Here is an 11,526-nt window from a genome sequence, read left to right as displayed (position 1 = left end):
CCTCACGCACCAAAGACCGCGATCAGACCCTTCGCACCCCCTTCAGGCCGAAAACAGCGAGTTCTTCGAGGTGTCCAGCTGGGGCGGGGACACGCAATGGCATGTCAAGGGTCAGGCCGCCCGCAGCACCTCGCGGGCTTCGCGAGGCAGGCGGGCGATCACTGAAAGATAGGCGCTGGCGGTGGCGTCGGGCTGGCGGCGGCCCTGTTCCCAGCCCTTGAGGGTCGCCAGCGGAATCCGATAGGCGCTCGCGAAGGCCTGCTGCGACAGCCCCAGTCCCTCGCGGATCGCGCGCACATCCGGCACCTCGATCGTATGGACGCGCGCGACCTTGCCCTTGCCCTGGGCGTGCGCAGCGGCCTCTTCCATCGCCGCGATCAGGTCCTTGCCAAAGTCAGACATCGCTTATGTTCCTCGCGTTCAATCGACCGCGGCTTTGATTGTTGCCGCGAAGGTAGCCACCGCCTTCTTCTCGTCCGCGCTCAAGTCGCTTGCCTGCGCCTTGGCGTAGGCGAGCAGCAGATAGAGCGGACAATCGGGCCGGTAATAGAAATACACCACCCGCGCCCCACCACGCTTGCCGCCGCCGGACCGCGCCCAGCGGAGTTTCCTGACGCCCCCGTGCCGGGGATCACGTCGCCCGCCTCCGGATTGTGGGCCACATAATCGACCAATTCGGCACGTTCGGCCTCGTCCCAGATCTTCTCGGCCAAGCGTGCGAAAACCTGCGTTTCGGCCACGGTGATCGGAAGCGTCTTCACGTCGCTCTATGTACGTCAATGACGTCCTAAATGCAAGACTGCGCGTTTTGCGCCGAAACCGCTGTCCTACACGCCCGGAACCTGCCAGCCTCGCGCCGCTCTTTCCCAGCGTGGATCCCCGGTCCCGGCAGGCGCCATCGCAAGGTCGCCGCAAAGACATTCGCGTCCATGCTTCACCAGGGCGAAGTTCGTGAAGTTTCGAACCGGATCAACTTACTGATCCAGATCGAAATTCCCGCGAAAAAACGTCAGTAGGGCGGCTTGTGCAACCCCTTGGGGCTCAAGGTGAAGATCTCGCAGCCGTCCTCGGTGATGCCGATCGAGTGTTCGAACTGGGCGGAGAGCGAGCGGTCGCGGGTGACGGCGGTCCAGCCGTCGTCGAGCATCTTCACCGGCGGCTTGCCGAGGTTGATCATCGGCTCGATGGTGAAGAACATCCCCGGCTTGAGCTCCGGCCCGGTCCCGGCACGGGCGGCGTGGACCACTTCCGGCGCGTCGTGGAACAGGCGGCCGAGGCCGTGGCCGCAGAACTCGCGGACCACGCCGTAGCGGTTGCCTTCGGCATGCTTCTGGATCGCCGCGCCGATGTCGCCGAGGCGCGCGCCCGGCCTGGCCTGCTCGATCCCGATCATCAGGCACTCGTAGGTCACGTCGACCAGCCGCCGCGCCTTCAGCGGCACATCGCCGACGAGGTACATGCGGCTGGAGTCGCCGTGCCACCCGTCCAGCAGCGGGGTCACGTCGATGTTGACGATGTCCCCGTCCTTCAGCGTCTTCTCCGACGGAATACCGTGGCACACGACGTGATTGATCGAGATGCAGCACGAGTGGGCATAGCCGCGGTAGCCTAGCGTCGCCGGGATCGCTCCGCCGTCGAGCGTCATCTGGCGGACGACGTCGTCGAGAGAGGCGGTGGTGACGCCCGGCTTCACCAGCGGTGCCAGCGCGTCGAGGATTTCCGCCGCCAGCCGCCCGGCCTTGCGCATCCCTTCGAACGCGGCTGGGCCATGCAGCTTGATCACCCCGTCGCGGGGCAGGGTATCGGTGTCGTCGACGTGCACGTACTGGGTCATGGGCGGCCATGTAGCGATTTGCGCGGCAAATTGCGAGTGGGTCGCGCGGTCACCGTGCCGAGAACAGCGGCAGGTACTCGGGCTTCACCGCTTTCAGCACCGCGTCCGTCACCGGCACGGTCACGTCGTAGTCGCCCTCGGCATAGGGCCCGGCAGCATAGGGCGCGACGAGAACGCCGATGCGGTTGAAGGCCTTGCCGTGGCTCGAGCCGAGGATCACCGTCTGTTCGACCGGGTCGATGCACTCGGCGAATTCTGGCAAGCCAGGCGCCTCGCCGCCGCGCTTCTTCGCCCGCTGGCGGTCAAGTTCGGCGCAGAACGGCTTGCGGATGGCGGCCGAGAGCGCGGCCCTGGAGACGAACAGGTCTTCGGGCTTGTAGCGGCGGTTGGTCGAGCGGTCCCACAGCAGGCTCTCGAACCCGTAATTGGGATGCGCGCCGCCGCTGTAATCGCCGACGATGGTCGACATGGATAGCCAGCCGGGGAGGTCGGTCACGACCTTCCATTCCACGGTGCGGCTGTAGGGGTGATACTCGAAGCCGGCGGACTTGGCCTCCTTGCGGCCCTCCCTGGCGGACCGGACGAGTTCGGCCTTGCGGGCATCGAGGTCCTTGTCGAGCAGCGCCTTGAGATCGGGGATCGAGGCGGCGGCCGCCGGGTAGGAATAGTCGAATTCGTAAAGATCGTTGCTCTCGCTGACCGAGCGGGCGTTTGCCGGGACGGGCACCGGAACCGATGGCGCGGCGGGCGGCGTTGGCGCTGCGGCGGAGGCCTCGGCGGTCGCGGAAGGCTGCGGCGCTGGCTCACCGGAGCAGGCAGCCAGCAGAGCAAGGGGGAGGGCAACCAGGACTGCGCGCATCGGAAAATCTCTCGCCATCAGACCGCAAAACGGCTTATCGAGCAGAAACAATGACCGACAAGCATGCTTTGATCCAGCCTGACCGCGGACAGGACGCGGTTTCCATTCACCTCGTCGACAAGAACAGCGTCGAGGACTGGCTAAAGGGTCTCACCGCCGGCCAGCGCGCCGCCCTCGCTGCGCAAAAGTTCGAAGGCGGCGGCTATGAAACGGCCATCGTCCCCGATGGTGACGGCTGGTTCGCCGTGGGCGGGGTCGCCAATGTCGCCAGCTTGTCGAGCTGGTGCCTCGCCAAGCTGGCCGAGGTGCTGCCGGGCGGGACGTATCGGCTGGCAAGCGGCGAGCCCAAAGTTGATGCGGCCAAGGCGCTCCACGGCTGGCTCACCGCGCAGTACCGCTTCGACCGCTATCGCAAGGACGCCAAGGATCCCGGGCCGCGCATCCTGCTCACCCACCAGGTCGCGGCCATCGAGCCGGCGCTGGCCGAGGCCGATGCGGTCGCGCGGGTCCGCGACCTGGTCAACACCCCGGCGGAGGACATGGGCCCGACGCAACTCGAGGCCGAAGTCAGGGCGCTGGCCAAGCCGTTCCGTGCCGAGGTCACGGTGACCAGCGGCGAGGCGCTCGAGCGGCAGTTTCCGATGGTCCACGCAGTCGGCCGAGCCGCAGGACGCAGCCATGCGCCGCGGATGATCGAGCTGCACTGGGGCGACGAGAAGCACCCAAGGATCGCGCTCGTCGGCAAGGGGGTCTGCTTCGATTCCGGCGGGCTCGACATCAAGCCGTCGGCAGGCATGCTGCTGATGAAGAAGGACATGGGCGGCGCGGCCCATGCGCTGGCGCTGACCGGGCTGGTCATGGGCGCGCACCTGAAAGTGCGGCTCCACCTGCTGATCCCGGCGGTCGAGAACGCGATCTCGGGCAACGCGATGCGCCCCGGTGACGTCCTCGCCACCCGCAGCGGGCGGACGGTCGAGATCACCAACACCGATGCCGAGGGCCGGCTGGTGCTGGGCGATGCGCTGACCAGGGCCTGCGAAGAAGAGCCCGAACTGCTCGTCGACTTCGCCACCCTGACCGGCGCGGCGCGGGTCGCGCTGGGGCCTGACCTGCCGGCGCTGTTCACCCGGAACGACGACACGGCCGCGGACCTGCTCGCGGCGGGGCTCGAGACCGACGATCCGCTATGGCGACTTCCGCTCCACGATGCCTACCGCGAGCAGCTGAAATCCGAGGTCGCCGACATGATGAACAGCCCCTCCACTCCCTTCGCCGGGGCGAGCCTGGCCGCGCTGTTCCTCGACCGCTTCGTGGCCGACGGGATGGACTGGGTCCACTTCGACACGTTCGCGTGGCGCCCCGCGCCGCGTCCAGGACGGCCCAAGGGCGGTGAGGCGCTGGGGCTGCGCGCGACCTGGGCACTGCTCAGGTCCCGTTACGGGTAAGCCCGGATGGACGGCTTGCACCACGGGGACCCAGCGGCTAATCGCCCGGCTTTCCTGTTTGCGGGGCAGCCTGAATTGACCGTCGAAGCCGTTACCTTGTCCAGCGCCGTGCCCGGCGGCCAGCTCGGCCTGGCGGGTCCCGCCGATCGCAGCGACAAGCCGCACCTGCCGGTGCGCGGCGATCTTGCGCACATCGGCCTCGCCGGAAAGTACTTCGTGCCGCACTACGCCGTGCCGATGCCGCGCAAGGTATCGGCGGCAACGGCGCTGACCGATGCCGGTCGCGACGGGGCCGCGACAATCCGCGACCTGGCGGCGGGCGAGACCTTCGATGTCCTCGACATCGCCGGCGGCCATGCCTGGGGCCAGGCGGCGAGCGATGGCCTTGTCGGCTATGTCGCGCTGTCGGCGCTGGAACCGGCGGCATGACCCATTCGGTGTTCATCGACGGGGCGGTCGGCACGACCGGGCTGGAGATCGTCGAGCGGCTTTCGGCCAGGCCCGAGTTCTCGCTGATCACCCTCGACGAGGCGCGGCGCAAGGACGATGCGGCGCGGAAAGAGGCGCTCAACGCCGCCGACTTCGTGGTGCTGTGCCTGCCCGATGACGCGGCGGTCGCTGCCGTTTCCATGATCGAAAATGACCGCACACGGGTGATCGATGCCTCGACCGCCCACCGCGTGGCCGAGGGCTGGACTTACGGCCTGCCCGAAGTGATCGGACGCGAGGCCGTTGCCGAAGCGAAGCGGGTTGCCAATCCTGGGTGCTACCCCACCGGGTTCATCGCCCTGCTCGCCCCGCTGGTGCGCGCCGGGCTGCTGCCGACCGCCTGGCCCTATAGCTGCCATGCCGTTTCGGGCTACTCGGGCGGCGGCAAGGCGCTGATCCAGCGGTTCGAGGATGATCCCGACATTGCGTGGCGCGGCTATGGCCTCTCGTTCGGCCACAAGCACGTGCCGGAGATGCAGGCCTATGCGCATCTCAACATTGCCCCGTTGTTCAGCCCGGCGGTCGTTCCGGCACATCGCGGGATGGTGGTGGAAATCCCGCTGCCGATCGACATCATGCCCGGAAATGCAAGGGCGGAGGACCTGCGCGCCTGCCTGACGGCTTTCTACGAGGGCTCGAAGGTCGTGACGGTCGCGCAATCGCTGCCGTCCGACGGCGAGATGCTGCTGCGCGGCTCGATGGTGCCGTGGGACGGGCTCGAACTGCACGTGATGGGCAGCAAGCTTGGCGACCAGGCCCGCCTCGTGGCCCGGCTCGACAACCTCGGCAAGGGCGCGAGCGGGGCGGCCGTGCAGAGCCTCAACCTGATGGCCGGTCTGGACGAGACGGCGGGTCTCCGGCTTTAAATCGGGTGCAACAAAAAACCCCGGCGCAAACCGGGGCTCTTCGTTTCCAGCGCTCGCGTGAGGCTCAGTCCTCTTCGGCGATCCGGACCTTGAGGCCGTCGAGGTCGGCGGTCATCTGGATCTGGCACGACAGGCGCGAGGTCGCGTCGCGGTGGTCCGAGCTGTCGAGCAGGTCGTTCTCGTCCTCGCTCATCGCCGGCAGCTTGTCGGCGAAGGCAGGATCGACGTGGATGTGGCAGGTCGCGCACGAGCAGCAGCCGCCGCACAGGGCGAGCAGTTCGTCGAAGCCGTTGTCGCGGATCGCTTCCATCACCGACAGGCCGGCGTCGGCCTCCACGGTCTTTTCCTCGCCGGCACGGTTCACCACAACAAGCTTGGGCATCTTTTCCTGTCCTTGGCTGCGCGGGGCGCGTGCCCCCCTGTTCCTGTTTGGGCCGGGCTGCTAACTGCTACGTCAGGCTTTGGCAAGAGCCGGGAATTGAAGAACCGTCAACGATACGCCGGAGAACTGACCGTGGGCCTGTCCGCCGAAGCCATTGCTCAAGGCCTCGATCACATCGCCGCACGCAATTCGATGATGAGCCGCGCACTCGAACGCGTCGGCTACCCCGAGCCGCGCCTGCGACCGACTGGATACACCACCTTGCTGCGCACGATCGTCGGCCAGCAGGTCAGCGTGGCTGCGGCGGCGTCGGTCTGGAACAAGCTGTCCGCGTTGCTGGGGGATGACGTTCCGCCGCAGGACCTGCTCGCCAGCGATTTCGATTCCCTGCGCGCCTGCGGTCTGTCGCGGCAGAAGCAGGGCTATGCGCGCTCCTTGTGCGAGCTGGTCGTGTCCGGTGAACTCGACTTCGACGCGCTGCCACAGGACGATGAGGCCGCCATTGCCGAACTCACTAAGATCAAGGGCATCGGCCGCTGGTCGGCGGAGATCTACCTGCTGTTCGCGGAAGGCCGGCCCGACATCTGGCCCGCGGGCGATCTCGCGGTGCAGGCGGGGCTCGGGCGATTGCTTGAACTGCCTGAACGCCCAAGCGAGAAACTCACGCGCGAACTGGCTGAGGACTGGAGACCGCACCGTGGCGCGGCGGCGATTTTTACCTGGCATTGCTACAACAATCCGGCGCTGTGATTTCCGCTTCCCCTCTGGCCATGAGGCGCTAAGCAGTCAGCGGGAGATACTGACATGACTGTAAGCAAATCCATTTTCATAACCGGCGCGGCCTCGGGGATCGGCCGCGCGGTGGCGCAGCGGTTTGCCCGCGAAGGTTGGTTCGTGGGGATTGCCGACATCAACGACGCCGGCATGGCCGAGACTGCCGCGCTGCTGCCGGCGGGCCGGTCGTCGCAGCACAGGCTGGACGTGCGAGACCGTGCGGCATGGGATGCGGCACTGGCCGACTTCGCGCAAGGCTCAGGCGGGCGGATCGACGTGGTGTTCAACAACGCCGGCATCCCCATCGGCGGGCAGGTGATCGACTGCACGACCGAGGAAGTCGAGCGCGTGCTCGACATCAACCTCAAGGGCGTGATTTTTGGCGCGCAGGCCGCGCACCCGTGGCTGAAGGCCGCCGCGCCCGGCTCGTGCCTGCTCAACACCGCCAGTGCGGCAGGGATTTACGGCACTCCGGGGACCTCGGTCTATTCGGCGACGAAGTTCGGCGTGCGCGGGCTGACCGAAGTACTCGACGCCGAATGGGCCGAAGACGGGATCAAGGTCTGCGACCTGATGCCGGGGTTCATCGACACGCCGCTGCTCGACATGGCCCCGAACCGGGCCTCGAACGAGGACATCCGCGGGCGGGTCCAGACGGCGGGGCTGGAAATCTCGCCGGTCAGCGACGTCGCCGATGCCGCATGGAACGCGGTCCACGGCACCAGGCTCCACAACCTCGTCGGCAAGACCGCCCGCCGCGCCGCCTTCGCCGCCCGCTGGATGCCCGGCCGCATCCGCAAGGAAATGCGCAGCAGCAGGCGGCCGCTGGGGGGTTAGACGAAGCTGCCGATCACCTCCGCCAGCGCCACGTCGCGCTGGCTGAGGCCGCCGGCGTCGTGGGTGGTGAGGGTTATCTCCACCCGGTTGTAGACGTTGAACCATTCCGGATGATGGTCCGCCTTTTCCGCGTGAATCGCGACGCGGGTCATGAACGCGAAAGCCTCGGCGAAGTCCTTGAACCGGAAGGTGCGCTCGATTGCGAGGCCATCCGCGCGCAGGGCCCAGCCGGGGAGGCGGGCGAGGGCGTCGGCGGCTTGGGCGTCGGTCAGTCGGGCAATCGCCATCGGTGCTCTCCTTGGCAGGGCCTGCGGTTTCCCCTATCGCGCTGCGCCATGCAAGAGTGCCGCATCGCTGTCACCGACATCGCCTGCCGGCGCGGCGACCGGGTGCTGTTCCGGGGGCTGTCGTTCACGCTGGGTGCGGGCCAGGCGCTGCACTTGTCCGGTCCCAACGGCATCGGCAAGTCGAGCCTGATGCGCATCCTTGCCGGTCTGCTGCGGCCCTATGCCGGCGAGGTGGAGCGCGAAGGCGCTCTGGCGCTGTCGGACGAAAGACTGGCGCTCGACGGGCACCTGCCGCTGGAGCGCGCGCTCGGCTTCTGGGCGCGGCTCGACGGCAGCGCTCCGCAAGGCGATCCGTTCGGGCTCGCCGACCTTGCCGACGTGCCGGTGCGGTTCCTCTCGACCGGCCAGAAGAAGCGCGCGGTGCTCGCCCGGGTGGCCGGGAGCAACGCGGCGATCTGGCTGCTCGACGAACCGCTCAACGGTCTCGACGCGGAATGGAGCAAGGTGGCGCAAGGCGCGATCGCCGCGCACTGCGCGGCCGGGGGGATCGCGGTGATCGCCTCGCACCAGCCGCTCGCCCTGCCTGATCTGCGGACCATCGCGCTGGCGGAGTTCGCGCCGTGATCGGGCAACTGTGGACGATCTTCCGCCGCGACATCGCGCTGCTGCTGGCGGGGAGCCAGGGGCGCGGCGGGGCGGTCCTGCCGCTGCTGTTCTTCCTGGCGGTGGCGATGCTGTTCCCGTTCGCGGTCGGCCCGGATGCAAAGCTGCTCGCCCGAACCGGGGCTGGGGTGATCTGGGTCGCGGCGCTGCTCGCCTCGATCCTGCCGCTCGACCGGCTGGTCGAGCCCGACGTGGAGGCCGGGTTCTTTGACCAGTGGGCGCTGCGCGGGATCAGCGAGGAGTGGCTCGTCCTGGTGCGGATCGTTGCGCACTGGCTGAGCTTCGGGGTGCCGCTGATGCTCGCCGCGCCGATTTCCGCAGGGCTGTTGTCGCTGGATTCGAACCAGCTAGCGACCATCGAGATCGGCCTGCTTCTCGGCACGCCGGGCCTCGCCGCGATCGGCGTGACCATCGCCGCGCTCACCGCCGGGCTTCGCTCCGGCGCGGCGCTTGGCGGACTGCTGGCGATCCCGCTGACCGTGCCGCTGCTGATCTTCGGCGCGGGCTCGCTCCAGCCCGGGGGCGACGGCGGGCTGCTGCTGCTGGCGGCCGTCAGCCTGGCTGCACTGGCCATCGCCCCGTTCGCCGGAGGCGCGGCGATCCGGGCCGGACGGGAGTGAGGCTACGCGCCCGCCAAGCGCAAATTCATTGCCGCCGGGGTTATTCGACCTTAACTCACGCACCATGACAGCACCGGCCCTCACCCCTGACACCATCGCGCTTATCGGCAACACCCCGCTCGTCCGCCTCGAAGGGCCGAGTGCGGAAGCCGGCTGCGACATCTTCGGCAAGTGCGAATTCGCCAATCCCGGCGCCTCGGTGAAGGACCGCGCGGCGCTGTGGATCGTGCGTGACGCCGAAGAGCGCGGCATCCTCAAGCCGGGCGGCACGATCGTCGAGGGGACGGCCGGCAACACCGGCATCGGCCTCGCGCTCGTCGCCAACGCGCGCGGCTACAAGACCGTGATCGTGATGCCGGAAACCCAGTCGCGGGAGAAGATGGACACGCTCCGGGCGCTGCGTGCGGAGTTGGTCCTGGTACCCGCGGCGCCGTTTTCGAACCCCGGGCACTTCGTCCACACCTCGCGCCGCATCGCCGAGGAGACCGAGGGGGCGATCTGGGCCAACCAGTTCGACAACATCGCCAACCGCCGCGCCCACATCGAAAGCACCGCGCCCGAAATCTGGGAGCAGATGGAGGGCCGGATCGATGGCTTCACCTGCGCCGCAGGTACCGGCGGAACGATCGCGGGGGTCGGGCTGGGTCTCAAGGAATTCGACGAGAAGATCACGATCGCTCTCACCGATCCACATGGTGCAGCGCTCTACAACTACTACGCCAATGGCGAGCTGAAGGCCGAAGGTTCGTCGGTCGCCGAAGGGATCGGGCAGGGCCGGATAACCGCCAACCTCGAAGGCGCGCCGATCGACACCCAGTTCCGCATCTCCGACGAGGAAGGGCTGTACTGGGTTCGCCGCCTGCTTGCCGAGGAAGGCCTGTGCCTGGGCCTGTCGAGCGGGATCAACGTCGCCGGCGCGGTGGCGCTGGGCCAGCAGCTCGGCAAGGGATCGCGGGTGGCGACGATCCTGTGCGACACCGGCTTCCGCTACCTCTCCTCGCTTTACAATGCGGAGTGGCTGAAGGCGAAGGGCCTGCCGGTGTTCCCATGGCTGGAAGGATAGGCTAGAAGACGAGCCGATGGCTTTCTTCGACAAGTCGAAACCGGCCCAGACCGCCGCGGTGCAGAACGCGCTGCAGGCTGGTGGGCTGCCTCCGGGCAACAATGCCGGACTGCGCGACCTGCGCGCGCAGGCCGTGCATCGCCTGCAGATCGGCGCGGTGGGCCTCGCTGCCATGCTGCTGCTGGTCGGTCTCGCCAATATCATCATGGACCGTGCGCAACTGTCGGAAGACGCGGCGAAGAGCACGCCCGCGTCCGCGGCCGCAGCTGCAGCAGCCAGCCCCTCGGCGAGCGAGACCGCCGCCAAGGATCCACTGGTCGACATGGGCGTCGCGCCGGAACTTCCCGTCACCGAAAAGAGCACCCCGGCCGCTCCGGCCGGGCAGTGATCCAATGCGCTTCCTAGTGCTCGCCGCCTTGCTGCTGGCTGGTTGCAGCGCCAAGGCGCCGGTGCCCGCCGAACGTGCCGAGCTGGCGCTGTTTACCAGCCTGCCCATCGTGATGAACGAAACGGGCGGGGTGGCCGAGATGCTGGCCAGCCCCGGCCCGCCGCATTGGGCGAGGACGCTGCTGGAACAGCGCTACAGGCTCGAGCCCGTCGACGCGCTCGATCCCGCGCCCGCCGAGAGGCTGATGGTCATGGCCCAGCCGCGCTCCCTCGCCCCCCAGGAAAACGTGGCGCTCGACACATGGGTGCGCGGTGGCGGGCGGCTGTTGCTGCTGGCCGATCCCATGCTCACCTTCGAGAGCCGTTTTGCCCTCGGCGACAAGCGGCGGCCGCAGGACATGGTCCTCCTTTCGCCGATCCTTTCTCGCTGGGGGCTCGACCTGCGCTTCGACGAGGACCAGCCTGCGGGCGAGCATGACCAGGGCGGCATCCCGGTCAACCTGCCGGGCAGCCTTGCGACGAAACCGGGCGGGTTCGAGTCGCGCTGCACGATCGCGGACGAGGGCCTCACGGCCTCTTGCGAGATCGGGAAAGGTCACGTTTTCATTGTCGCGGACGCGGCCGTTCTCGAACCCGAGGATGACGGGAGCGGGCGGGAAAAGGCACTGGAAACACTGCTGTCACGGGCCTTTCCCGGCTGACACCGCACTGGCTGCGGGAAAGTACGGGAAAAGTCCCGTCCCCAGCGATCTCCAGTCATAGAAAGTCTTGAAAAACAGGCATTTGCTTTGGATGCGTCCGACCATTGGATGCGTCTGTTGCTGGCTCGTCTGGCACGTGAAATCAGGAGGTTATCAACAGCTGGACGCAAATTCCCGCATTTTCCCGCATTTTTCCCTTTTCGCCCGCCAACGGCTGGGATAATGACCGGGTTCATCGGAAACGATTCCTAGTGCCGCACCCGCCGGGGGTGGCCGGATCGCGCGACGGCGCGGTTCGGGCAGGGGAGGTTTGCGTTTC

General features: G+C 67.7%; 16 protein-coding genes. 10 read left to right on the top strand and 6 right to left on the bottom strand.

Going from position 1 to position 11,526, the window contains the following annotated elements; genetic code table 11:
- Positions 1 to 111: 111 nt before the first annotated feature.
- The 4 genes from AC3WLD_RS14460 to AC3WLD_RS14445 all read right to left on the bottom strand — a co-directional run bounded on the left by AC3WLD_RS14460 (position 112) and on the right by AC3WLD_RS14445 (position 2,693).
- On the bottom strand, positions 112 to 402 hold the full coding sequence (locus AC3WLD_RS14460) for a helix-turn-helix domain-containing protein (protein ID WP_492557672.1): 291 nt from the start codon (positions 400 to 402) through the stop codon (positions 112 to 114).
- Positions 403 to 420: 18 nt separating this feature from the next.
- On the bottom strand, positions 421 to 921 hold the full coding sequence (locus AC3WLD_RS14455; protein ID WP_492557671.1) for a type II toxin-antitoxin system RelE/ParE family toxin: 501 nt from the start codon (positions 919 to 921) through the stop codon (positions 421 to 423).
- An 88-nt stretch (positions 922 to 1,009) separates the two neighbouring features.
- Positions 1,010 to 1,834 (bottom strand): type I methionyl aminopeptidase, encoded by an 825-nt coding sequence (gene map, locus AC3WLD_RS14450; RefSeq protein ID WP_492557670.1) that lies wholly within the window; start codon positions 1,832 to 1,834, stop codon positions 1,010 to 1,012.
- Between the two features lie 49 nt (positions 1,835 to 1,883).
- Positions 1,884 to 2,693, bottom strand: a complete 810-nt coding sequence (locus AC3WLD_RS14445; protein ID WP_492557669.1) for a DUF4163 domain-containing protein — start codon at positions 2,691 to 2,693, stop codon at positions 1,884 to 1,886.
- A gap of 50 nt (positions 2,694 to 2,743) precedes the next feature.
- On the opposite strand from AC3WLD_RS14445, the gene AC3WLD_RS14440 reads away from it, so the two are divergent.
- The 3 genes from AC3WLD_RS14440 (at position 2,744) to argC (ending at position 5,493) form a co-directional block, all read left to right on the top strand.
- Positions 2,744 to 4,138, top strand: coding sequence for a leucyl aminopeptidase family protein (locus tag AC3WLD_RS14440; protein WP_492557668.1), 1,395 nt, complete (start codon positions 2,744 to 2,746; stop codon positions 4,136 to 4,138).
- A gap of 75 nt (positions 4,139 to 4,213) precedes the next feature.
- Positions 4,214 to 4,567, top strand: coding sequence for an SH3 domain-containing protein (locus tag AC3WLD_RS14435; RefSeq protein ID WP_492557667.1), 354 nt, complete (start codon positions 4,214 to 4,216; stop codon positions 4,565 to 4,567).
- Positions 4,564 to 5,493: an N-acetyl-gamma-glutamyl-phosphate reductase gene (argC, locus tag AC3WLD_RS14430; protein ID WP_492557666.1), complete on the top strand. Its 930-nt coding sequence runs from the start codon at positions 4,564 to 4,566 to the stop codon at positions 5,491 to 5,493. Before AC3WLD_RS14435 ends, argC begins: the two co-directional genes overlap by 4 nt.
- 64 nt (positions 5,494 to 5,557) lie before the next feature.
- Here argC and AC3WLD_RS14425 read toward each other — a convergent pair whose 3' ends face one another.
- Complete coding sequence (locus tag AC3WLD_RS14425) at positions 5,558 to 5,875, bottom strand: 2Fe-2S iron-sulfur cluster-binding protein (protein ID WP_492557665.1); 318 nt, start codon at positions 5,873 to 5,875, stop codon at positions 5,558 to 5,560.
- Between the two features lie 132 nt (positions 5,876 to 6,007).
- Here AC3WLD_RS14425 and AC3WLD_RS14420 point away from each other — a divergent pair, with 132 nt between their 5' ends.
- Both AC3WLD_RS14420 and AC3WLD_RS14415 read left to right on the top strand, forming a co-directional pair.
- The gene (locus tag AC3WLD_RS14420; RefSeq protein WP_492557664.1) at positions 6,008 to 6,625 is read left to right on the top strand and encodes a DNA-3-methyladenine glycosylase family protein; all 618 of its coding nucleotides are present in this window, start codon (positions 6,008 to 6,010) and stop codon (positions 6,623 to 6,625) included.
- Between the two features lie 54 nt (positions 6,626 to 6,679).
- Positions 6,680 to 7,486, top strand: a complete 807-nt coding sequence (locus AC3WLD_RS14415) for an SDR family oxidoreductase (RefSeq protein ID WP_492557663.1) — start codon at positions 6,680 to 6,682, stop codon at positions 7,484 to 7,486.
- Here AC3WLD_RS14415 and AC3WLD_RS14410 read toward each other — a convergent pair.
- Positions 7,483 to 7,773 carry a 4a-hydroxytetrahydrobiopterin dehydratase gene (locus AC3WLD_RS14410; protein WP_492557662.1) on the bottom strand — a complete coding sequence of 97 codons (291 nt, stop codon included), beginning with the start codon at positions 7,771 to 7,773 and terminating at the stop codon, positions 7,483 to 7,485. The genes AC3WLD_RS14415 and AC3WLD_RS14410 overlap by 4 nt on opposite strands.
- Before the next feature lie 48 nt (positions 7,774 to 7,821).
- Here AC3WLD_RS14410 and ccmA point away from each other — a divergent pair, with 48 nt between their 5' ends.
- The 5 genes from ccmA (at position 7,822) to AC3WLD_RS14385 (ending at position 11,207) form a co-directional block, all read left to right on the top strand.
- Entirely contained in the window at positions 7,822 to 8,397 is a 576-nt protein-coding gene (gene ccmA / locus AC3WLD_RS14405; protein WP_492557661.1) for a heme ABC exporter ATP-binding protein CcmA, read from the top strand.
- Entirely contained in the window at positions 8,394 to 9,056 is a 663-nt protein-coding gene (ccmB, locus tag AC3WLD_RS14400; RefSeq protein WP_492557660.1) for a heme exporter protein CcmB, read from the top strand. Before ccmA ends, ccmB begins: the two co-directional genes overlap by 4 nt.
- Before the next feature lie 64 nt (positions 9,057 to 9,120).
- On the top strand, positions 9,121 to 10,119 hold the full coding sequence (locus AC3WLD_RS14395) for a cysteine synthase A (RefSeq protein ID WP_492557659.1): 999 nt from the start codon (positions 9,121 to 9,123) through the stop codon (positions 10,117 to 10,119).
- A gap of 16 nt (positions 10,120 to 10,135) precedes the next feature.
- Positions 10,136 to 10,507, top strand: a complete 372-nt coding sequence (locus tag AC3WLD_RS14390) for a hypothetical protein (RefSeq protein ID WP_492557658.1) — start codon at positions 10,136 to 10,138, stop codon at positions 10,505 to 10,507.
- A 16-nt stretch (positions 10,508 to 10,523) separates the two neighbouring features.
- On the top strand, positions 10,524 to 11,207 hold the full coding sequence (locus AC3WLD_RS14385; protein ID WP_492557657.1) for an ABC transporter: 684 nt from the start codon (positions 10,524 to 10,526) through the stop codon (positions 11,205 to 11,207).
- Positions 11,208 to 11,526 lie beyond the last annotated feature (319 nt).

The organism is Novosphingobium sp. FW305-C-111 (assembly GCF_058783565.1).
Note: the sequence above shows the minus strand (reverse complement) of the source record. Positions and strands in the feature narration are given on the sequence as shown.

Coding starts and splice junctions, on each gene's coding strand:
- map (WP_492557670.1), bottom strand. CDS start 1,834: ATGACCCAGTACGTGCACGTCGACGACACCGATACCCTGCCCCGCGAC.
- AC3WLD_RS14410 (WP_492557662.1), bottom strand. CDS start 7,773: ATGGCGATTGCCCGACTGACCGACGCCCAAGCCGCCGACGCCCTCGCC.
- AC3WLD_RS14460 (WP_492557672.1), bottom strand. CDS start 402: ATGTCTGACTTTGGCAAGGACCTGATCGCGGCGATGGAAGAGGCCGCT.
- AC3WLD_RS14395 (WP_492557659.1), top strand. CDS start 9,121: ATGACAGCACCGGCCCTCACCCCTGACACCATCGCGCTTATCGGCAAC.
- AC3WLD_RS14455 (WP_492557671.1), bottom strand. CDS start 921: ATGTCTTTGCGGCGACCTTGCGATGGCGCCTGCCGGGACCGGGGATCC.
- argC (WP_492557666.1), top strand. CDS start 4,564: ATGACCCATTCGGTGTTCATCGACGGGGCGGTCGGCACGACCGGGCTG.
- AC3WLD_RS14425 (WP_492557665.1), bottom strand. CDS start 5,875: ATGCCCAAGCTTGTTGTGGTGAACCGTGCCGGCGAGGAAAAGACCGTG.
- AC3WLD_RS14415 (WP_492557663.1), top strand. CDS start 6,680: ATGACTGTAAGCAAATCCATTTTCATAACCGGCGCGGCCTCGGGGATC.
- AC3WLD_RS14440 (WP_492557668.1), top strand. CDS start 2,744: ATGACCGACAAGCATGCTTTGATCCAGCCTGACCGCGGACAGGACGCG.
- AC3WLD_RS14390 (WP_492557658.1), top strand. CDS start 10,136: ATGGCTTTCTTCGACAAGTCGAAACCGGCCCAGACCGCCGCGGTGCAG.
- ccmA (WP_492557661.1), top strand. CDS start 7,822: ATGCAAGAGTGCCGCATCGCTGTCACCGACATCGCCTGCCGGCGCGGC.
- AC3WLD_RS14445 (WP_492557669.1), bottom strand. CDS start 2,693: ATGCGCGCAGTCCTGGTTGCCCTCCCCCTTGCTCTGCTGGCTGCCTGC.